This window comes from Kitasatospora sp. NPDC024654, assembly GCF_055559155.1.
In genome coordinates this window covers 1-19,608 of record NZ_JBVHLF010000057.1, presented here as the reverse complement: position 1 = coordinate 19,608, position 19,608 = coordinate 1, and the positions used below count along the sequence as shown (strand labels likewise).

At 69.8% G+C, this 19,608-nt stretch carries 13 protein-coding genes and 2 CRISPR repeat arrays; of the genes, 12 read left to right on the top strand and 1 reads right to left on the bottom strand.

Going from position 1 to position 19,608, the window contains the following annotated elements:
• Positions 1-313: 313 nt before the first annotated feature.
• A CRISPR array of direct repeats spans positions 314-2,333; the repeat unit is 29 nt; unit sequence GGGACCATCCCCGCGGGTGCGGGGAGCAG.
• Between the two features lie 200 nt (positions 2,334-2,533).
• Positions 2,534-2,743 (bottom strand): hypothetical protein, encoded by a 210-nt coding sequence (locus tag ACZ38L_RS27355; protein ID WP_465698132.1) that lies wholly within the window; start codon positions 2,741-2,743, stop codon positions 2,534-2,536.
• Between the two features lie 653 nt (positions 2,744-3,396).
• Here ACZ38L_RS27355 and ACZ38L_RS27350 point away from each other — a divergent pair.
• The 12 genes from ACZ38L_RS27350 to cas2e all read left to right on the top strand — a co-directional run bounded on the left by ACZ38L_RS27350 (position 3,397) and on the right by cas2e (position 17,676).
• Positions 3,397-4,263, top strand: coding sequence for a hypothetical protein (locus tag ACZ38L_RS27350; protein ID WP_465698130.1), 867 nt, complete (start codon positions 3,397-3,399; stop codon positions 4,261-4,263).
• Between the two features lie 91 nt (positions 4,264-4,354).
• A complete protein-coding gene (locus ACZ38L_RS27345; RefSeq protein WP_465698128.1) occupies positions 4,355-5,494 on the top strand; it encodes a hypothetical protein in 1,140 nt (379 codons plus the stop codon).
• Positions 5,491-6,993 (top strand): hypothetical protein, encoded by a 1,503-nt coding sequence (locus tag ACZ38L_RS27340; RefSeq protein ID WP_465698126.1) that lies wholly within the window; start codon positions 5,491-5,493, stop codon positions 6,991-6,993. The genes ACZ38L_RS27345 and ACZ38L_RS27340 overlap by 4 nt, the downstream gene beginning before the upstream one ends.
• A complete protein-coding gene (locus ACZ38L_RS27335) occupies positions 6,990-8,354 on the top strand; it encodes an AAA family ATPase (RefSeq protein WP_465698124.1) in 1,365 nt (454 codons plus the stop codon). Before ACZ38L_RS27340 ends, ACZ38L_RS27335 begins: the two co-directional genes overlap by 4 nt.
• A 49-nt stretch (positions 8,355-8,403) precedes the next feature.
• Entirely contained in the window at positions 8,404-11,265 is a 2,862-nt protein-coding gene (cas3, locus tag ACZ38L_RS27330; RefSeq protein WP_465698122.1) for a CRISPR-associated helicase Cas3', read from the top strand.
• Positions 11,266-11,329: 64 nt separating this feature from the next.
• Positions 11,330-12,976, top strand: a complete 1,647-nt coding sequence (casA, locus tag ACZ38L_RS27325) for a type I-E CRISPR-associated protein Cse1/CasA (RefSeq protein ID WP_465698120.1) — start codon at positions 11,330-11,332, stop codon at positions 12,974-12,976.
• Positions 12,977-12,992: 16 nt separating this feature from the next.
• Complete coding sequence (gene casB, locus ACZ38L_RS27320; protein WP_465698118.1) at positions 12,993-13,619, top strand: type I-E CRISPR-associated protein Cse2/CasB; 627 nt, start codon at positions 12,993-12,995, stop codon at positions 13,617-13,619.
• 57 nt (positions 13,620-13,676) lie between these two features.
• Positions 13,677-14,879, top strand: a complete 1,203-nt coding sequence (cas7e, locus tag ACZ38L_RS27315) for a type I-E CRISPR-associated protein Cas7/Cse4/CasC (RefSeq protein WP_465698116.1) — start codon at positions 13,677-13,679, stop codon at positions 14,877-14,879.
• Positions 14,876-15,604: a type I-E CRISPR-associated protein Cas5/CasD gene (gene cas5e / locus ACZ38L_RS27310; RefSeq protein ID WP_465698114.1), complete on the top strand. Its 729-nt coding sequence runs from the start codon at positions 14,876-14,878 to the stop codon at positions 15,602-15,604. Before cas7e ends, cas5e begins: the two co-directional genes overlap by 4 nt.
• Positions 15,604-16,314 (top strand): type I-E CRISPR-associated protein Cas6/Cse3/CasE, encoded by a 711-nt coding sequence (gene cas6e, locus ACZ38L_RS27305; RefSeq protein ID WP_465698112.1) that lies wholly within the window; start codon positions 15,604-15,606, stop codon positions 16,312-16,314. The genes cas5e and cas6e overlap by 1 nt, the downstream gene beginning before the upstream one ends.
• A gap of 37 nt (positions 16,315-16,351) precedes the next feature.
• The gene (gene cas1e / locus ACZ38L_RS27300) at positions 16,352-17,332 is read left to right on the top strand and encodes a type I-E CRISPR-associated endonuclease Cas1e (RefSeq protein WP_465698110.1); all 981 of its coding nucleotides are present in this window, start codon (positions 16,352-16,354) and stop codon (positions 17,330-17,332) included.
• On the top strand, positions 17,329-17,676 hold the full coding sequence (gene cas2e, locus ACZ38L_RS27295; RefSeq protein WP_465698108.1) for a type I-E CRISPR-associated endoribonuclease Cas2e: 348 nt from the start codon (positions 17,329-17,331) through the stop codon (positions 17,674-17,676). Before cas1e ends, cas2e begins: the two co-directional genes overlap by 4 nt.
• Before the next feature lie 112 nt (positions 17,677-17,788).
• Positions 17,789-19,526: a CRISPR direct-repeat array (repeat unit 29 nt; unit sequence CTGCTCCCCGCACCCGCGGGGATGGTCCC).
• Between the last annotated feature and the right edge of the window lie 82 nt (positions 19,527-19,608).

The window sequence follows — 19,608 nt, the reverse complement described above, 5'->3', positions numbered from 1 at the left end:
GGGAGCGGTCGATTGGCTGGTCGAGCTTGGCCTTCACACGGCTGGCGCGAAAAGCGCCGCCAGGCCTGCCAGGGATCCCCACCGTGGGTGCGGGCGCAGTCAACCAGCTGGCGCAGGCCGCCGGTCTTCGGGGAGCATCCCCGCGGGTGCGGGGAGCAGATGTTGGAGATCGACGGGACCGACCAAACCCCGGGACCATCCCCGCGGGTGCGGGGAGCAGCTCCTCACCGCCCCGCGCTCGGGCATCTCGTCGGCACCATCCCCGCGGGGTGCGGGGAGCAGACGGCGTGATCTACGACTCGAAGGCGGACGCGGGGACCATCCCCGCGGGTGCGGGGAGCAGACCCCGCCATCGCGCGGATCATCGCCTGTGCGGGAAGCAGGACGCGGCGTTCCCGGCTGCCTGCCGACTGGCGGGACCATCCCCGCGGGTGCGGGGAGCAGTGCCCACGACACCATCACCGCACAGGAGCAACGGGACCATCCCCGCGGGTGCAGGGAGCAGCGGAGCCTGTCGAGGTGCCGGAGTTGGACTGGGGGACCATCCCCGCGGGTGCGGGGAGCAGGTCCCTGCTTCGTCGAGAGCAGGGCGCCGAGGGGGACCATCCCCGCGGATGCGGGGAGCAGTTGCAGAGTCGGCCGTTGACGTTGGCGATGTCAGGACCATCCCCGCGGGTGCGGGGAGCAGGGCGAATGCGGATGCTTTGGAGCGGCGGTCGAGGGACCATCCCCGCGGGTGCGGGGAGCAGAGGTCCTCAACAACTGACCAGCCCCGTCGGGAGGGACCATCCCCGCGGGTGCGGGGAGCAGTTGGCGAACAGGCCCTGCACGGCAGGTGTGACGGGACCATCCCCGCGGGTGCGGGGAGCAGATGGCGGCGCTGTCCAACATGACGAATCACGGGGGACCATCCCCGCGGGTGCGGGGAGCAGAAGGTCGAGCCGTCGACCATCACCCGGCCTTCGGGACCATCCCCGCGGGTGCGGGGAGCAGGCGTGAAGAACGTGCCGCTTCACCAGGGTCTCGGGACCATCCCCGCGGGTGCGGGGAGCAGTTCGCTTGTGACTTCGACGTCACTGGATCTCAGGGACCATCCCCGCGGGTGCGGGGAGCAGCTCCGACCAGCCCACCAGGTGAGCGAGGGCGTGGGACCATCCCCGCGGGTGCGGGGAGCAGGGGCCAGATCGGCTACGACCCGGCGTCGAACAGGGACCATCCCCGCGGGTGCGGGGAGCAGGTCTTCGCGGGCCTCGTCGACAACGGGTTGCAGGGACCATCCCCGCGGGTGCGGGGAGCAGAGGTCGGGCCCGATGGCGATCTGGTGGTTGAGGGGACCATCCCCGCGGGTGCGGGGAGCAGGTGGCCATCGGATCCATCCCCCGGGGTTCGCGGGACCATCCCCGCGGGTGCGGGGAGCAGACGTCCGACTGGCGGCGGTTCTCGGTCTGGGGGGACCATCCCCGCGGGTGCGGGGAGCAGTGGTCCGCCTCCGTCTGGGGCGAGTTCGTCATGGGACCATCCCCGCGGGTGCGGGGAGCAGGGGAGGTTGAGCCGCACCGCGGTGTCCATGAGGGGACCATCCCCGCGGGTGCGGGGAGCAGGGAGTGGAGACCCGGCCCCCGCCGTAGGCGGCGGGACCATCCCCGCGGGTGCGGGGAGCAGTGGCGGAAGGCGCGCGGCTACCGGGTGCAGACGGGACCATCCCCGCGGGTGCGGGGAGCAGTTGGCACCCGAAATCGTGGTCGGAGTCACGACGGGACCATCCCCGCGGGTGCGGGGAGCAGAAGCTCGTCCAGCGCGAGGATGGCCCGGCGCGGGGACCATCCCCGCGGGTGCGGGGAGCAGCTTCTCGATGGTCAAGCTCGGCAGGGTGTTCTGGGACCATCCCCGCGGGTGCGGGGAGCAGAGTCTGCGCCCGAACTGGCTTGGTCAGGCGACGGGACCATCCCCGCGGGTGCGGGGAGCAGCCGGTGGACTGCGGTGACGAGGTGTTCGCCGCGGGACCATCCCCGCGGGTGCGGGGAGCAGGGCAGCCCGGGAGAGTCGGTAGACGGGCATGGGGGACCATCCCCGCGGGTGCGGGGAGCAGCCGTCCTCGTCGGGGGCGGGCAGCGGGTGGACGGGACCATCCCCGCGGGTGCGGGGAGCAGGACGGTTGTCCAGCCGTCAGAAGCAGCGTGCAGGGACCATCCCCGCGGGTGCGGGGAGCAGTTCAGTGAGGCCGGCACGATGAGCAGGGAGTTGGGACCATCCCCGCGGGTGCGGGGAGCAGACGACTTCGGTGGTTCCGCTGTGCTCCACGGCGGGACCATCCCCGCGGGTGCGGGGAGCAGACTGCGTCACCTGCAGTTCCTTCAGGCACATCCCTGCTGCCCTACCAGTTTTTCGAATTCGCCCATAGTACCCAAAACGCCTAAACCTCCCCGCACGTGTACCTATCAACCAGCCAGCAGAGACCGCTCCACCCGACGCTCATCTGAAGCCGACCAACAAACGGTTCGAAGCCACGCGACCAGGAGGAACAGCGATCTGATCAACGGAGCTGAACAAGCGCCAGAACGGCCACGCACAGCGTTATCGCACCCCCGAAGGCCTTGCTGGCAGATCTAACGGCCGAGACGTTCGACGAACCCTCCTTGACCGCCATGAGGGCCGCCGCCAGGCCAACTGCCAACGAAGCAGCGGCAGCCGCGATCAACCAGGGCAGGACGGGCGGTACCACAGCAGGCAGCGAAGCAGACACGGCAGAGTCCTTCCGAGGCTCAAGGCGAGCAACAGTCGAGCAGCTCCCCCGAGGACGGTCTGAGCCGGTCAACCAGCAGAAGTGTTACCAGACCCCACCGGGACTCAAACCATTGTGTGCTCAAGGGTGGCGAATTCACAGGGCCCCGGACTCGCCCAAGCCGCGAAAGTGCCGGACCATGTCAATGGCCCGGCACAGAAGCCCCGCGTGCGCGGGGAGCAGGTCACCCCTCAGCACCCAATGAGGGTCATCCCCGGAAGCGGGGAGCAGCCAGGCATCCAGGCTACCTCCGTCCACGCAGCCACTTGCAAAGCGGCAATCCGGCTACACGAAGCACCGCCCCCACTCGACCTGCCCACACGTTGCACGGGCGCACCGACCCTGACCCACGCGACTCGCGTAGCCTCCCAGCGTCACACGTGGCCGAGCCCCTTGACGCGCCCCCTCTGCACTCCAGAGCACCCGCGGAGCCGGCATCGCCCATGCAGCACTCGGGCGCACAAACGTTCTCGTATTCCATCAGGTGCATCGGAGTTGATGACAGACCAGTCATTGCATCCCAAGTGAGCGCGGAGTATACCGATGACAGTCAATCTTGGAAGCCGTTTGGAAAATCTTGGAAATTAACGGAGTTGGTGCGCTACCGTACACACATGGCCGAGACCATCGATGAGCTCGAGGCGCGCCTGGCAGACCTGCGGGTACGCCTGCGCGAGGCGACCCGTGCCCGAGACAAGGCAGGTGCTGCCCGTATCCGTCGCGAGATGCAGAGCATCGAGGCGGCATGGGAGGAGGCCCTTGGCGAGGAAGAAGCGCGACCTGCCACGGGCTCTACGCCGTCTCACTCCCCCGTGGACTCCTCATCCCCTGGGAACGCACTCCGCGCAACCGTGCCGCACGGTCCGCCAGGGATTCCCATCCGTGAGCAAGTGCACCAGACCCTGGCCGTCCTCAGGGCTCCAGCCGCACCCAAGTTGATCTCTGCCACCTACCAGGCGTTCTTCACCGAACCTCTGATCGCAACAAAACTCGGCTCGCTACGCCGCGACGAGGAGCGGTCCTTCACGTCGCAGGGCCACACCCGCCCCTACTACATCTGTGCCGCACTCACCTACGACCGGTTCGCCGCAGCACGCGGGCTGCTCGCCTTGTCCACCTGGCCGTTGGACCGGCGGATCATCGGACCGCTCAGTCCCCGCACCGACTTCCTGACGCATGCGGTCAGCACCGCCGTGCAGATCCAGCGCCTCGAGTCGCTCGGCCATTCCCCAAGCGAGGAGGCCTGGCGGCTACTGCGACGGTTCGCGTTCAATATCCCTGGCGCCCACGAGTTCGGCGACCTCGACCCCACCCGGGTCATTGCCGCCGCACAAGCAGAAGCCACCGTCCACCGGGATGCCGACACCACCGAGCGCACTGCAGCGGCCATCCAAGCCCGGTCTCAACTCGCCGACGTGCAACAGCTGTTCGGCGCACCGCTCCATCAGATCGGGCGGCTTGCCGCCAACAACGGTTCCTGACCTCTTCTCGGTCTCAAACCGACGCATCCTGCCCGGCGCCATTTGCACCCCGCGGCGCCGAGGTCTCATCTGACTGACCAAGAAACCAACCATGCCCCTGCCTCCCTCCGGCGCGCCCACAGATCGGTTCGCGCGCCTCCGCGGCCCCGTGCCGCCCAAGGCCTACGACGCCCGCAAGATCACCGCGCTGACTACGAACCCGGCCTGCGATCGCCGGGCGGTCCTCGATGCCGCCGGTGTCGACAAGGCTGCGCTGGCCCGTCGGGTCGGCTTCGATCCGCGTTTCGGGCAGTCGCCGTTCACCATTACCCGTGGAATCGCCTTCGAGGAATTGGTCAAGCGGGACGGTTACGCCGAACTTCTGCGCATGCTGCGTGAGCAGACCGGAGCACCGGTCGCCGAGGCGGCCGTGGCCGATCTCAACGAAGTCGGCGGCAACGCGTCACTGACAGTCCGTCACAAGGAGACCATGCGGCTGATCGAGCGGCTGGCCGCCGGTGATACAGAACGGCTGATCCTGGACCACCCCGTGCTCACGCTGGAGGTCGCCGGCCGGACGGCGTACCTGGAACCGGACGCGCTCACCCATCGGGTGGGCGGTCGCTTCCACTTGGTGGAGATCAAGTCGTTCCCCGCGGTCGACGGCGTCGCTGATCCACTGGCTGTGGCCGAGGCTGCCAAGCAGGCTGCGGTGTATGCGATCGCGCTGCGCCAGGCGTTCGAGGAAGCCGGGTACGACCCGGATCTCGTGGCCGAGGAGTTCCTGCTGGTCTGCCCGAAGGACTTCGGCAACCGCCCGTACGGTCGGCTGGTGGACCTCCGCCAGGAACGCGACACCATCGCCTTCCAGTTGGCGCGGCTACGTCGTGCGGAGGAGCTCGCCATCACGTTGCCCAACGACGCCACCTTCGATGTCAGGGAAGACTCCGAACACAGCGCGACGGCGCTGACGCAGTCGATTTCCGCGCTCAGCGCCGCCTATGCCCCGGGGTGTCTGTCGTTCTGTGAGCTGGCGCGCTTCTGCCGGCAGGAGGCTGAGGAGTGTGGATCGCCCGCGCGCCTTGGCAGTGCGGCGCGCAATGTGATGCCGGGCCTGGACAACACCCGGACGGTGCTGGACCAGCTCAACGGTGTGGCCGGCCCTGCCGCCGATACGGGGCAGGCCGAGGTCCTGGAGCTACTGAGGAGGGCCGAACGGCTGCGTCAGGCCCGGCGAGGGGTGGTCGCATGACCACGCTCACCGCGCTGGCCGCTCTGCAGGCGGCAGGCACCGGCTACGCCGAACCGATCGCCACCGTATGCCACGTCCACTCGGAGGAAAGTCCGTTCGTGCTGGTGCCGCTCACTCTCGCTGGCGAGGCCTGCGCGCCGCTGGCCGCGCTGGCTGGCACCGATCCCGAGCACCCAGTTCTCTTGACTGTTCACCGGCCACGCGACCGCACAGCGCGGTTCCGCTTCGTCGAGGAGCTGGCCGACCTGGTGCTGCCATACCTGGTGGATCGGCTGGCCGAGACGGAGACCTACCAGGCCGGGCGGGAGAAGGAGCAGCGGAGCCGGGCTGTGCGCGGGCCGCAGTTGATCGTCCCGAACGGCGAAGGCATCGGCTGGCTGAGCAGGCTCGGCCGGCTGACCAGGTTACGCGCGACCGAGGGCCCATTCGCCGTGCACCCCTCCGTGGTGCTGCTTGGCAAGTGGCTGACCTGGCTCGCCGACCGGTCCGAGTTCCCCGGCACCGGCACCCTGCTGGCCATGACCCGGCTGCTGGCCGAACACTGGGCAACCGGCCAGAGCAGCGCTGAGGACTCCCACCTGGCCTCGCTGCTGGCCTGGATCGACCCGCCGGCGGGTCAGACCGGTGCCGCTGCCGCCCGGGCAGCCGAGGACCCAGCCGCGTTTCCTCCGGCCGGCCCGGCGACCGATCCGGTGTTCGACAGCACGACGCTGCACGGCCTGATGACCGGCTACGACGAGGCGCTCACCGACCGGGGCCGCTCGGGCTTCGCCCGGGCGATGGACCGGGAGCTGCGGGCACAGATGCTCCCTACCTGGAAGTCGGTGTGGCAGGGGCTCGGGCTGTTGCGTGCACTGCCCGCAGGCCGACACACCGCCGCCCGGTGGGAGCGCGACCGGGAGGAATTCTCCTCCTACAGCACCTACCTGGCCGAGGACGGGCGCCCGCAGAGCCGCCGCGACCCCGCTGTCGGAGCGGCCCGCAGACTGGCCCGACTCGAGGAAGCCGGGCATCTGTACCAGGTGCAGCGCGCCTTCGATGACCCGCTGGTGATGGCCGAGTACGAGCTGACGGGGGAGGCGTTCACCGGCACGGTGGTCGACCGCGATCCGGACCGGCTGGACCAGGGCGGCAAGACGCCCCGACGGCGGCCCACCATCACACTGCGGGTGACCGAACGCCCGGAGGTCGCTGCAGGAGCGGCCGTCCGCTCCCCCGCACGTCCGGGCCAGTCGGCCCTGATGCAGGCCCTCACACCGGTGGGGCAGGACGGCTTCGAGGTGTTGTTGGAGATCACCGGTGGCCTCGGCCGCGGCTACAAGCAACCACTGGCGCCAGGCACGGTGCCGGACCTGGGTGAGGAGCTGACCTTCACCACGCTCGACCCATCCTCGCCACCGTTCCGGCTGCCTGCCGCCGAGGACACCCCGTGGACACACGGCGGTCCGCCGCAGCCGTACGAGCCGACCGCCGACGACGCCGAGGAGAGCTGGGCATGACCGACCACAACCCGGTTGCCCTCCAGGCCCCCGCGCGCACACCGGGCGAGCGCGCCGAGCGCGCCGTCGCCGGGATCCTCCACGACCTTGACCGAGCTGCCGGGCGCGGCGTCGTCGTGGACTCCCCACCCGGCGCCGGCAAGTCCACCCTGGTGGTGCGTGCGACCGGTCACTTGGCCACGGCCGGGCATCAACTGATGATCGTGGCGCAGACCAATGAGCAAGTCGACGACCTCACCGACCGTCTGGCCCGGGAGTACCCCGGCCTCCCACTCGGCCGCCTTCATGCCAAGACGGTCCAACCGCCCGAGCGCGTCGTCCGCCATCAGCAGGTGCGTACGTCCCCGCGGATCGATGCGCTGCGCGAGCTCCCGGTGGTGCTGTCGACCGCCAAGAAGTGGTCGTACGTGACACCGGACACCTGTGAACCCTGGCGCTGGGCGATTGTGGACGAGGCGTACCAGATGCGCTCGGACGCGCTCCTCGCCACCGCGCCCCTGTTCGACGGGCCAGCGGCGCGGGTGCTGTTCGTCGGCGACCCCGGGCAGCTCGATCCCTTCTCCACTGTGGAGACGGACCGTTGGCGGGGCCTGAGCTGGGATCCGCTGTTGAACGCGGTGGACGTCACCCTCAGCCATACCGATGACCTGGCACGCCACCAGCTTCCGATCTCCTGGCGGCTCCCCGCCAGTGCAGCGCCATTGGTCGAGGAGGCGTTCTATCCGTACTACCCGTTCGAGTCCGGTACCGCGCCCGAGGACCGTCGGCTGAGCTTCACCACGGCCGCGCACTCCGCCTCGCCGGTCGACGAGGTCCTCGCCCGCGCCGCCGACTCCGGGTGGGGTCTGCTGGAACTGGAGTCGCGGCACACTCTCGACCATGACCCGGATGTCGCCGAGGCGCTGGCCGCCACCGCGGCCCGGCTACTGGAGCGCGGTGCCTCGACCGACGGCAGCCCGCTCACCGAGGACCGGATCGCAATCGGCGCCGCCCGCACGCTGCAGGCGGCTGCCGTCCGCCGGCGCCTGGCCGAGCGCGGTCTGACGCATATCACCGTCGACACCGCAAACCGGCTGCAAGGCCGCGAGTTCGACGTGACGCTGGTGTGGCACCCGCTCTCCGGGCGCCTCGACGCTAGTGCCTTCCATCTGGAGGCAGGCCGCCTCTGCGTGCTGCTCTCAAGGCACCGCTACGCCTGCATCGTGGTCGCGCGGGCCGGCATCCGCGACGTTCTCGATCGGCAACCGACGACCCGGCCGGTCCACCTCGATGTGAAACCCAAGTTCCCCGACGGCTGGCGCGCCCACCAGACCGTCATGACCCACCTGGAGCGGCCCGGTTACCAGGTCAGGGCGCTCTGACCGACGACTTTGGGAGGCCTGCCCCGATGCGGCCTCCGCCGGAGGACCCATGAATCCCGTACAGACGATTTCCGAGGCCGCGCGAACGGTCTGGGCCAAGCACGACAAGGACGACGGCTGGTTACCGCTGTGGCAGCACATGGCCGACAGCGGGGCCGTCGCAGGCCTGCTGTGGGACAACTGGCTGCCCGCTCAGATTCGCCGCCTGGTCGCGGAGGTGATGCCACGGGGCGAGGATGATGCGCGACGGCTGGCCATCTGGTTGGCACGTGCGCATGACATCGGCAAGGCAACGCCGGCCTTTGCGTTTCAGGTCGAGGCGCTCGCCGAGCGGATGCGGACGGTCGGGCTGGCCATGCCGCCCACGCACGTGCTGTGGGCGGACCGGAAGCTTGCCCCGCACGGGTTGGCAGGGCAGCTGTTGCTTCAGCAGTGGTTGGAACGACGGCATGGTTGGTTACGGCCGGCCGGTGCCCAGTTCACGGTCGTCGTGGGCGGTCACCACGGTGTGCCGTCGGACGATCCGCAGATCACGGCGCTCAGGCGGCGTCCCGAACTGCTGCACGGGTCCGGGCCGGCCGAGGCGCTCTGGCGCTCGGTCCAGGAGGAACTGCTGGAGCTCTGCAGCCAGCAGGCGGGTGTGGCCGCGAGGCTGGCGGAGTGGCAGCGGGTGAAACTGCCGCAGCCCGTGCAGGTGCTGTTGTCGGCGCTGGTGATCGTGGCGGACTGGATCGCCAGCAACCGGGCCCTGTTCCCGTACCTCACTGAGGAAGGGGCGGCCGGCACGGCCGAGCGAGCCCGGGCGGCCTGGGAACAGCTGGACCTGCCGGGCCCCTGGCAACCTGCCGAGCCACCGTCCGACACCACCGAACTGTTCGCCACCCGCTTCGAGCTACCCGAAGGAGCCAACCCACGCCCGGTCCAGGAGGCGGCGGTTCGCGTTGCACGCACGATGCCCGCGCCCGGGCTGCTGATCGTCGAGGCCCCGATGGGCGAGGGCAAGACCGAGGCGGCGCTGGGCACTGCAGAGGTACTCGCCGCGCGCAGCGGGGCCGGCGGAGTCTTCTTCGCCCTGCCGACCATGGCCACGAGCAATGCAATGTTCCCGCGGCTCCTGGACTGGTTGGAGCGGGTGCCAGCACCGGCCGGCCAGCAGTTGACCATCCTGCTGGCCCACTCCAAAGCAGCCCTGAACAAGGAGTTCAACCAGCTCCGAACCGGACGCGGACATGACCGACTGGTCGCCGTCGATGTGGACGGCGACCAGGAAATGCCGCCACCGGGTGGTGAGCTTCGGTTGGCGCCCGCGGAGCTGGTGGCGCACCAGTGGCTGAGCGGGCGGAAGAAGGGGATGCTCTCCTCCTTCGTCGCGGGCACCATCGACCAGCTGCTGTTCGCCGGCCTCAAGAGCCGCCACCTGGCCCTGCGGCACCTGGCGCTGGCGGGCAAGGTGGTGGTGATCGATGAGGCACACGCCTACGACGCCTTCATGAACTGCTACCTCGACCGGGTGCTGGAGTGGTTGGGCGCCTACCGGGTTCCGGTGGTCGTGCTATCCGCGACGCTGCCCTCCGGGCGCAGGGCGGAGCTGGCGGCGGCCTACGCCGGTGCCTCGACACAGGAACCGGCGTACGCCGCCCTGGCCACCGCCGATGCTTACCCCCTAATCACTGCGGTCGCGCCCGGGCACACGCCAGTCCAGGACCAACCCGCTGCTTCAGGCCGAGCCGGCGATGTACAGGTCGAAGCGCTGAGCGACGACCTTGACCTGCTGGCCAACCGACTGGCGAGCGAGTTGGCCGACGGTGGCTGTGTCCTGGTGGTCCGCAACACGGTCAACCGGGTGCTGGAGACGGCCGACGCGCTCCGCAGGCACTTCGGCACGGACATGGTGACCGTGGCGCACGCGCGGTTCGTGGACGCCGACCGGGCGGTGAAGGACGAGGACCTGCTGGCGAGGTTCGGGCCGCCGAAGGCCTGCCGCTCGGGCCGGCCCGAGCGGCACATCGTGGTGGCCAGCCAGGTCGCCGAGCAGTCGCTGGACGTCGATTTCGACCTGCTGGTCACCGACCTCGCCCCGATCGACCTGCTGCTGCAGCGTATGGGGCGCCTGCACCGCCACATCAGGACTCGCCCGCCCCGACTGCGCGTCGCCCGCTGCCTGGTGGCCGGGGTCGACTGGCAGGCACCGGTTCCGGCTCCGGTGCCCGGCTCGTGCAGGGTATACGGACTGTACGCCCTACTGCGCTCGGCGGCCGTGTTCCAGCCGCACCTGTCGGGCGCCGCTCTTCGACTGCCGCAGGACATCAGCCCGCTCGTCCAGCAGGCCTACGGGAACACTGCGGTGGGCCCGGTGCAGTGGGCCGGGGCGCTGGAGGAGGCACGCCAGCGGCACGAGGAGCAGCTGGCTGACAAGGAGCAGCGGGCCGGAGTGTTCCGGATCGCTGCGGCGGCCCGCGCGGGCCGGCCGCTGATCGGGTGGCTGGCCGCCGGGGTGGGCGACGCAGACGACACCCGGGCAGGCCGTGCCCAGGTCCGCGACAGCCAAGAGAGTGTCGAGGTGATCGCGGTGCAGCAGCTGCCCGACGGCTCCCTGCAGACCTTCCCTTGGCTGGCGGAGGGGCGTGGCGGGTTGGCGTTGCCGGTGGATGCAGTCCCGTCCGGAAAGGCGGCCCGCGCGGCGGCGGCAAGTGCGCTGCGACTGCCGCTGGGGCTGTCGCAGCCGCGCATCATCGACCAGGTCATCGCGGAGCTGAAAAAGTACTGCCCGCCGGCCTGGCAGTCCAAGGAGAGTCCTTGGCTCGCAGGTGAGTTGATCCTTCCGTTCGACGTTGGCGGTCGCGCGCGGTTGGCCGGGTTCGTCCTGACGTACAGCCGCGACGACGGTCTGGAGGTACAAAGTGACTCGTGATGCCGAACCGACCGACTCGAGTGGCCCGCCGGCGTTCGACCTGACAGAACGACCGTGGCTTCCCGTGCAGTTGCTGACCGGCGACGAGCGCGAACTTTCGCTGCGCGAGGTCTTCGACCAGGCGGGCGTGATCCGTCGGCTGTCCGGGGAGGTCCCCACGCAGGATTTCGCACTGCTGCGACTGCTCCTCGCCATCCTGCACGACGCCCTGGAGGGCCCGCAGGACACCGATGACTGGGCAGACTTGTGGAATGCCGACGACCCGTTCGCCGGCGTGCCCAACTACTTGGAGCGGCACCGGCAGCGGTTCGACCTGTGCCACCCAACCATGCCCTTCTTCCAAGTCCCGGGCCTGACCAGCGGCAAGGACGAGGTCTTTCCGCTGAACAGGCTGGTCGCGGACGTGCCGAACGGTACTCCGTTCTTTACCACCCGCTTCCCCACCGTCCAGCGCTTGTCGTTCGCCGAGGCGGCACGCTGGCTCGTGCACGCGCATGCCTTCGACACCTCGGGCATCAAGACCGGTGTGCTGGAAGACCCGCGGGTCAAGGGCGGCAAGGCCTACCCGCAGGGCCCGGCCTGGGCCGGGAACCTGGGCGGCGTCACCGTCGAGGCCGCGAACCTGCGTGAGACGCTACTGCTCAACCTGATTGCGCCTGGCTCTCCCCAGGACAAGGACCTCCCAGCCTGGAAGCGTCCCGTGAACGGTCCTGGAAAGGGCAACCTCGCCCACCGTCCCACCGGGTACCGCGACCTGTACACCTGGCAGTCGCGGCGCGTGCGCCTACAGGCCGACACCGATGGCGTGTTCGGGGCACTACTGACCTACGGAGACCCACTCACCCCGCGGAACATGCACACCATCGAACCGATGAGCGGCTGGCGGCGCAGCCGAGCCCAGGAGAAGAAGCACGGCGAACAACTGGTCTACATGCCACGTGAACACAACCCGGAGCGCGCCGCCTGGCGTGGCCTGGCCGCACTGCTGGGTGCGGACGACCGCACTGCAGCCGCTCCCAGTCTTGAGCCGGCCGAGTTCCTGCAACCGGCGCTGGTCCACTGGTTGGGGCGTCTGGAGAACGACGGTCTGCTGCCGGATGGGAAGCTGGTGCGGCTGCGCACCTACGGCGCTGTGTACGGAACCCAGCAGTCCGTGATCGACGAGATCGTTTCCGACGAGGTCGCGATGGCCGTCGTACTGTTGGACGAGTCCGACCGCCGGCTGGGCACCTGTGCCGTGGAAGCCGTCTCGCGTGCCGAGGAGGCGGTAGACATCCTCGGTGATCTCGCGCACGATCTGGTGGTCGTCGGCGTGGCCAACGACAAGCGCCGCGTCCAGGGCGACGACAAGACGGTGGCCGAGATCGCCCGGGACCAGGCCCGTGACCGCGCATACGGCGAACTGGACGGCCATTACCGCACCTGGCTGGCGGCCATCCGTCCCGGCGACGACCCGCAAGAACTCGGAGCCGCCTGGCAGCACACCGCACGCCGGGAGATCGTCCGCCTGGGAGGCCAACTGCTGGCGGCCGCCGGGGAACGCGCCTGGAGCGGCCGGATGGTGCAGTTTAAGGACGGCTCCGAACGATGGGTCAACACCACCTCGGCCGAACACCGCTTCCACAGGCGCCTGACCGACGCCTTGCCGTACACCCGTCGAGCCGGTACCGAGCCCGGCCCCGACAGCTCCTCCCCCACAGCAGCCGACTAGCCAGGAAGACCCAATCATGACCCTCGCCCCACCCCCGCCCAGGGAACGCCCCGCACTAACCGCTGTCGGCACCACAGCCGGCACCGAGATCACCCGCCTACAACGTGGTTACCTCACCAAGCGCTCGGATGCCGTAGCCGCGCTCGCACGGCTACGCCGTGGTGCCGGACGGGACACCGCCGCCGTACCGGATCTCTGGGGTCTCCTCGACCTCGACCCGCTGTACGAGCAGCCCGATCTCCACCAGAGCCGGGCGGAGAACGCCCTGTACACCGCGATGACCCTGTGGGCCGTCCACCAGCAGTCACAGAGCAACCCGATGCACCAGCGCAGGCAGGAACTCGGCGCAGCCGTACGACAACTGATGCGGCCGGGCGACATCGACGAGGCGATCCTCAAGCGCTTCGTCCGCGCCGGCACCGCCCCCACACTCACCCTGCTGTCGGTCCGCCTGCGTGAGCTCGTCACGCTGCTGCGGCGCGACGGCATCGGCCTCGACTACTCCGTACTGGCCGACCAGCTCTACTGGTGGCAGTTCCCCGGAAGAGCAGACGGCGTCCGCCGCGCTTGGGGCCGTTCGTTCCACGCCTACCGGCCGGACACCGAACCGGATGAGCAGACCGCCAGCTTCACCACCTCCTGACACACCTGCAACACGCCTTGCCATCGCTCCTGCCGCTTCCACCCAAGGACACACGTCATGACCAACCGCACCATCGTCGAGGTCCACGCCCTCCAGAACGTTCCCCCGAGCAACATCAACCGGGACGACACCGGCACCCCGAAGACCGCCGTGTACGGCGGTGTCACCCGTGCCCGCGTCTCCAGCCAGGCCTGGAAGCGCGCCACCCGTAAGCACTTCAGCGCGGTGCTCGACCCGAGCGAGCTCGGGGTCCGTACCAAGCAGGTCGCTGAGTTGCTCGCGCAGCGAATCACCGCCAAGCAAACTGGGCTGGCGGGCGCACCGGCCATGGCCCTCGCCGTCGAGGTCCTGCAGACTGCCACCGGCGCGAAGATCGAGGTTCCGAAGCGCAAGAGCTCGAAGTCGAACGGTGAGGACGACAGCACCGCCGAAGCCGCTCCGCAGTCCTCCTACCTGATGTTCCTGAGCAACCGCCAGTTCGACGCGCTGGCCGAGCTGGCGCTCGAAGGTGCCGCCGACATCAAGGCGTTCCTCAAGGAGAAGGAGCACAAGGACCGCGCGAAGCAGATCGCCAACACCCGGCACTCGGTGGACATCGCCCTGTTCGGGCGGATGGTCGCCAACGCCGCCGACATCAACGTCGACGCGGCCGCCCAGGTGGCCCACGCACTCAGCGTCCACCGGGTGGAGAGCGAGTCGGACTACTACACCGCCGTGGACGACCGGAACACCGCCGACGAGACCGGGGCCGGAATGATCGGCACGGTCGACTTCAACTCCGCGACGCTGTACCGGTATGCGGCCGTCGATGTCGACCGGCTCGCGGACAACCTGGGCATGGGGCTGGCCGAGGACAAGTCCCCGGCAACTCCAGCGCGGCGAGCGGTCGAGGTGTTCCTGGACGGCTTCGTCTCCTCGCTGCCCACCGGCAAGATCAACACTTTCGGCAATCACACCCTGCCGGACCTCGTGATCGTCAAGCTCCGCTCCAGCCGCCCGATCAGCTTCGTGTCCGCCTTCGAACGCCCCGTCGTCGCTGATGAGTTCGGCGGTCACCTGGAGCCCGCCTGTGCTCGCCTCGCCGACTACGTGCCGGAGATCGAGCGCGCCTACGGCGAGGAGAACACGGACACCTGGGTGCTGCGCGTCGGCCCCGCCACCCGCAAGCTCGCCGACCTCGGCACCGAGGTGCCCAGCATGAAGCAGCTCACCGAGCTGGTCGGCGCGGCGGTCACGGAGCGTCTGGAGGGACGCGGATGAGCGTCCTGACACTGCAACTGGCCGGCCCACTGCAGTCCTGGGGTGCCTCGTCCCGGTTCGCCGCCCGCCGAACGACCGAGAACGCGCCGACCAAGAGCGGGGTGCTCGGTCTGCTCGCCGCCGCCCGCGGACTGGCCCGGGACGCCGACGAGGAGCTCGCCGAACTCACGAAACTGCGGTTCGGTGTGCGCATCGACCAACCGGGCACCCGGGTTCGCGACTTCCAGACCGCACACGACCTGGACACCGACGAGCCGATGCCGCTCTCGGAGCGCTTCTACTTGTCCGATGCGGTCTTCGTCGCGGCCGTCGCCGGTGCCGAGACGGTAGTGACCGAGCTGTACGAAGCCCTGCGCCGGCCCGTCTACCTGCCCTATCTGGGCAGACGCTCCTGCCTGCCCGCCCGGCCTGTCGAGCTCACCGTTCACCCGGGCGACGACCTGACCGGCGTCCTGCGAGCCGAGCCATGGCGCGCCGCCGACTGGTACCAGCGCCGTCGCGAGCGCGAAGCCGAGGTGGAGCTGACCCTGATGGCCGAGGCTACGGCCCCGGGCAGCGCCCCCAATGCCACGCTGCGCGACCAACCGCTCAGCTTCGATCCCCGGCACCGCCGATACGGCCTGCGCAGCGTGCACTCCTCCACCGTGACCATCCCCAACCCTCGTGCCCGCGCCCGCCAGAGTGTTCCCCCGCACGACCCGACCAGCCTCCTGGACCTCGTCTGATGCATCTCACCCGCTTCCGTCTCAACGCTGCCCGCCCCGGCGCTCGAAAGCTGATCGCCTCCCCGCAAGCGCTCCACGCCGCGGTCATGTCCTCCTTCCCCGACCTGCTGCCCGGCGCCGCCGGTCAGCCACGCGTGCTCTGGCGCCTGGACCGCAATGCCGCTGCGGAACTGCTGCTGTACGTGGTGAGCGCCAGCCGCCCGGATCTGACCCACCTCGTCGAGCAGGCCGGCTGGCCCGCCGCCGCGGCCTCCGGTACGCCGGGCTGGCAGACGTACGGCTACGCTCCGTTCCTGGAACGCCTCGACAAGGGCAGTGCCTGGAACTTCCGCCTCACAGCGAACCCGGTACACAGCGTCCGGGTACGCGACGGGCAACCGACCAAGCGCACCGCGCACGTCACCACCCGGCACCAGATCGAGTGGCTGCTGGCGCGCCAGGAGATCGGGGGCTTCCGTATCCAGGAGAAGCCCCAGGAACGTCGGCACACCGAGCATGGAGACGTCCATCAACTCGTCGTCCGCGACCAGCGATCGCTGGAGTTCCGCAAGGGCGGCTCCAAAGGACCCGTCACGATCAGGACCGTAACGTTCGACGGCCGGCTCGAAGTCACGGACGCCGACGCACTGCGCAAGCTCCTCACCGAGGGCCTGGGCAAGGCCAAGGCCTACGGCTGCGGACTAATGACCCTCGCTCCCATTACGACTTGACGGCCAATCACCGGATTCACTGCCTGGGAGGCAAACAATGAGCGCCGGTCGCAGACCTGCTAGCACACCGGTGGAGCTGGCTCGCGCCGGCGACCGGCTCTCCTTCGTCTATCTCGAGCGCTGCGTCGTCCACCGTGACGCCAACGCGATCACCGCCGAGAGCGCATCGGGCACGACCCACATCCCCTCCGCCACCATCGGAACACTCCTGCTCGGGCCGGGCACCCGCATCACCCATCAAGCGATGAGCATTCTCGGCGAAACCGGAGCCGGAGTCGCCTGGGTGGGAGAGAACGGCGTGCGCTACTACGCCGGCGGCCGCGCCCTGACCCGCTCAGCCGTGCTCGCCGAAGCACAGGCCGGCTGCTGGGCCAACCGCCGAAGCCGGTTGGAGGTCGCACGGGCCATGTACCGGCTCCGGTTCCCCGGCGAGGACGTCGACGGCCTGATGCGCCGCGAACTCCTCGGCCGCGAGGGGCGTCGGGTCAAGGAGTGCTACCGGGCCAACGCCGAACGAACCGGCATCCCCTGGCGAGGTCGGCACTACCGACCGGGCGACTTCAGCTCCGGCGACCCGGTCAACCAGGCCATCACCGCCGCGGCACAGGTGATGTACGGCATCAGCCACGCCGTCGTCACGGCTCTGGGCTGCTCCCCTGCGCTCGGGTTCATCCACTCCGGGCACGAGCTGTCCTTCGTCCTGGACATCGCGGACCTGTACAAGACCGAGATCGGAATCCCGATCGCCTTCGACACCGCCGCCACCTCGCCTGAGGACGTCGGCGCCACGACTCGCCGGGCGCTGCGCGACCGCATCCACCATCTCGGCCTGCTCGACCGCATCGTCGACGACATCAAGGGCCTCCTCCTGCCGCACACCAGCCAGCCGAGCGACAGTACTGAGGTGGTTCCCGCACTCGGGCCGGACGAAGACCGAATGGCGCTCCAGTCCGATCACAACGCCGATCTGCCGGCAGGCGTCAACTGGGACACATGGGAGCAGGGAGAGACCTGGTGACCGTCATCGTACTGACCAACTGCCCAACCGGCCTACGCGGTTTCCTCACCCGCTGGCTCCTTGAGATCTCCGCCGGCATCTTCATCGGCGCGCCATCGGCACGGATCCGGGACCTGCTGTGGACCGAAGTACAGGCCTACGCGGGCCAGGGGCGGGCCCTCCTCGTCCACAACGCCGACACCGAACAGGGCTTCACCTTCACCACCCACGACCACGCCTGGCAACCCATCGACCACGAAGGCCTGACCTTGATCCACCGCCCCGCGACGCCCCCGATCACCACGGCCACCAACCCAAAGCCAGGCTGGAGTAAAGCCGCCAAGCGCCGCTTCGGGCGCCGCTGACATCGGACAGCGAGAACGGTCTGACCGGGGACGAAATGTGTCCGAAATGCCGAGTTCTCAAGTAGTGGTGCAACCTGGCTATCCGCCCTAGCAAAGCCGCAGGTCACGCAGTCTGCTCCCCGCACCCGCGGGGATGGTCCCTCCCCCACGCACCCCCACCCGGCCGGAGAAAGCTGCTCCCCGCACCCGCGGGGATGGTCCCACCCGGACGCTGCCGTACTTGTCTGCCTCCTCCTGCTCCCCGCACCCGCGGGGATGGTCCCCAGCTGAACGTCAGCCTCGCCGCCGGCAGCCACTGCTCCCCGCACCCGCGGGGATGGTCCCTGGCCCAGCTGCTCGTCGCCGAGGCTGAGGTGCTGCTCCCCGCACCCGCGGGGATGGTCCCATCGGGACGGATGTCGGTGGCATCGCGGCCGCCTGCTCCCCGCACCCGCGGGGATGGTCCCCCCGACGCCTTGGCGTACATGCTGACGATTCACTGCTCCCCGCACCCGCGGGGATGGTCCCGCCTGAGGGCTCCAGGGCCGGGCGCGCCTGCACTGCTCCCCGCACCCGCGGGGATGGTCCACGGCACCGCCGGACGGGAACTGCTGCAGCCGGCCTGCTCCCCGCACCCGCGGGGATGGTCCCCGTTGGCGCCAACCGTTGTGAAGTAGTTGACGCTGCTCCCCGCACCCGCGGGGATGGTCCCAGGCCGTCACCGGCCGGCCAGGTCGCCGCGATCTGCTCCCCGCACCCGCGGGGATGGTCCCTTCATCGCCGTGCCGCGCTCCAGCCTCCCGCCCTGCTCCCCGCACCCGCGGGGATGGTTCCAGGCCGTCACCGGCCGGCCAGGTCGCCGCGATCTGCTCCCCGCACCCGCGGGGATGGTCCCCGGTGGCCGTCGGCGGGTCAGGCCGGGCTCGACTGCTCCCCGCACCCGCGGGGATGGTCCCCGGCTGCCAGCTGCTCCGCCACACCGCGGTAGCTGCTCCCCGCACCCGCGGGGATGGTCCCTACGAGGACGGCTACGCCGGAACGCTGGACTACTGCTCCCCGCACCCGCGGGGATGGTCCCGACGGCGAACCGTGCGAGTTCAGCGCCTACAGCTGCTCCCCGCACCCGCGGGGATGGTCCCGGCCAGTGCGTCGGTGACCTGCCCGGCCACGACTGCTCCCCGCACCCGCGGGGATGGTCCCGGTCGTACCGCGCCACTCTGCCGCGGCCTCGACTGCTCCCCGCACCCGCGGGGATGGTCCCGCGACGGAGGCCTGAGATCGACCTCTCCTCGCCTGCTCCCCGCACCCGCGGGGATGGTCCCACGGTCTCGCCCGCCATGGGTGCCTCTTCTCTCTGCTCCCCGCACCCGCGGGGATGGTCCCATCATCGAGTGGCTGGTGCTCGACGAGCAGGCCTGCTCCCCGCACCCGCGGGGATGGTCCCCGGGCTGGCGGCAGCCGGGCTTGGCGTAGCCGCTGCTCCCCGCACCCGCGGGGATGGTCCCAGCACCTGCTGCGCCACCGTGGTCTTCCCGACCTGCTCCCCGCACCCGCGGGGATGGTCCCTCCACTCCGAGTGAGAAGACCCAGACGGCGTACTGCTCCCCGCACCCGCGGGGATGGTCCCGGTACTCGTACAGGTCAAGGCCCAGGTTAGGGCTGCTCCCCGCACCCGCGGGGATGGTCCCTACGCGAACCGCATCTCGACCCGGGTCGGCGACTGCTCCCCGCACCCGCGGGGATGGTCCCGCCGAGCTCTGGTTGGACGAGACCGCTGATATCTGCTCCCCGCACCCGCGGGGATGGTCCCATGGCGCGACCTGCGGTTCTTCGTTCCGGCCACTGCTCCCCGCACCCGCGGGTCGTGTCCCGCCGAGTGGTGTAGCCGATCTTGCCTCAAAGCTTCACAGGTGCGCAGCTGCCGGGAGACCGGACGGCGCCCTCGGACTGAAG

What these genes read in the sequence shown, in the direction of transcription:
- ACZ38L_RS27335 (WP_465698124.1), top strand. Translation starts at nt 6,990, where the DNA reads ATGACCGACCACAACCCGGTTGCCCTCCAGGCCCCCGCGCGCACACCG.
- cas6e (WP_465698112.1), top strand. Translation starts at nt 15,604, where the DNA reads ATGCATCTCACCCGCTTCCGTCTCAACGCTGCCCGCCCCGGCGCTCGA.
- cas7e (WP_465698116.1), top strand. Translation starts at nt 13,677, where the DNA reads ATGACCAACCGCACCATCGTCGAGGTCCACGCCCTCCAGAACGTTCCC.
- ACZ38L_RS27345 (WP_465698128.1), top strand. Translation starts at nt 4,355, where the DNA reads ATGCCCCTGCCTCCCTCCGGCGCGCCCACAGATCGGTTCGCGCGCCTC.
- cas3 (WP_465698122.1), top strand. Translation starts at nt 8,404, where the DNA reads ATGAATCCCGTACAGACGATTTCCGAGGCCGCGCGAACGGTCTGGGCC.
- cas1e (WP_465698110.1), top strand. Translation starts at nt 16,352, where the DNA reads ATGAGCGCCGGTCGCAGACCTGCTAGCACACCGGTGGAGCTGGCTCGC.
- ACZ38L_RS27350 (WP_465698130.1), top strand. Translation starts at nt 3,397, where the DNA reads ATGGCCGAGACCATCGATGAGCTCGAGGCGCGCCTGGCAGACCTGCGG.
- cas5e (WP_465698114.1), top strand. Translation starts at nt 14,876, where the DNA reads ATGAGCGTCCTGACACTGCAACTGGCCGGCCCACTGCAGTCCTGGGGT.
- casB (WP_465698118.1), top strand. Translation starts at nt 12,993, where the DNA reads ATGACCCTCGCCCCACCCCCGCCCAGGGAACGCCCCGCACTAACCGCT.
- ACZ38L_RS27340 (WP_465698126.1), top strand. Translation starts at nt 5,491, where the DNA reads ATGACCACGCTCACCGCGCTGGCCGCTCTGCAGGCGGCAGGCACCGGC.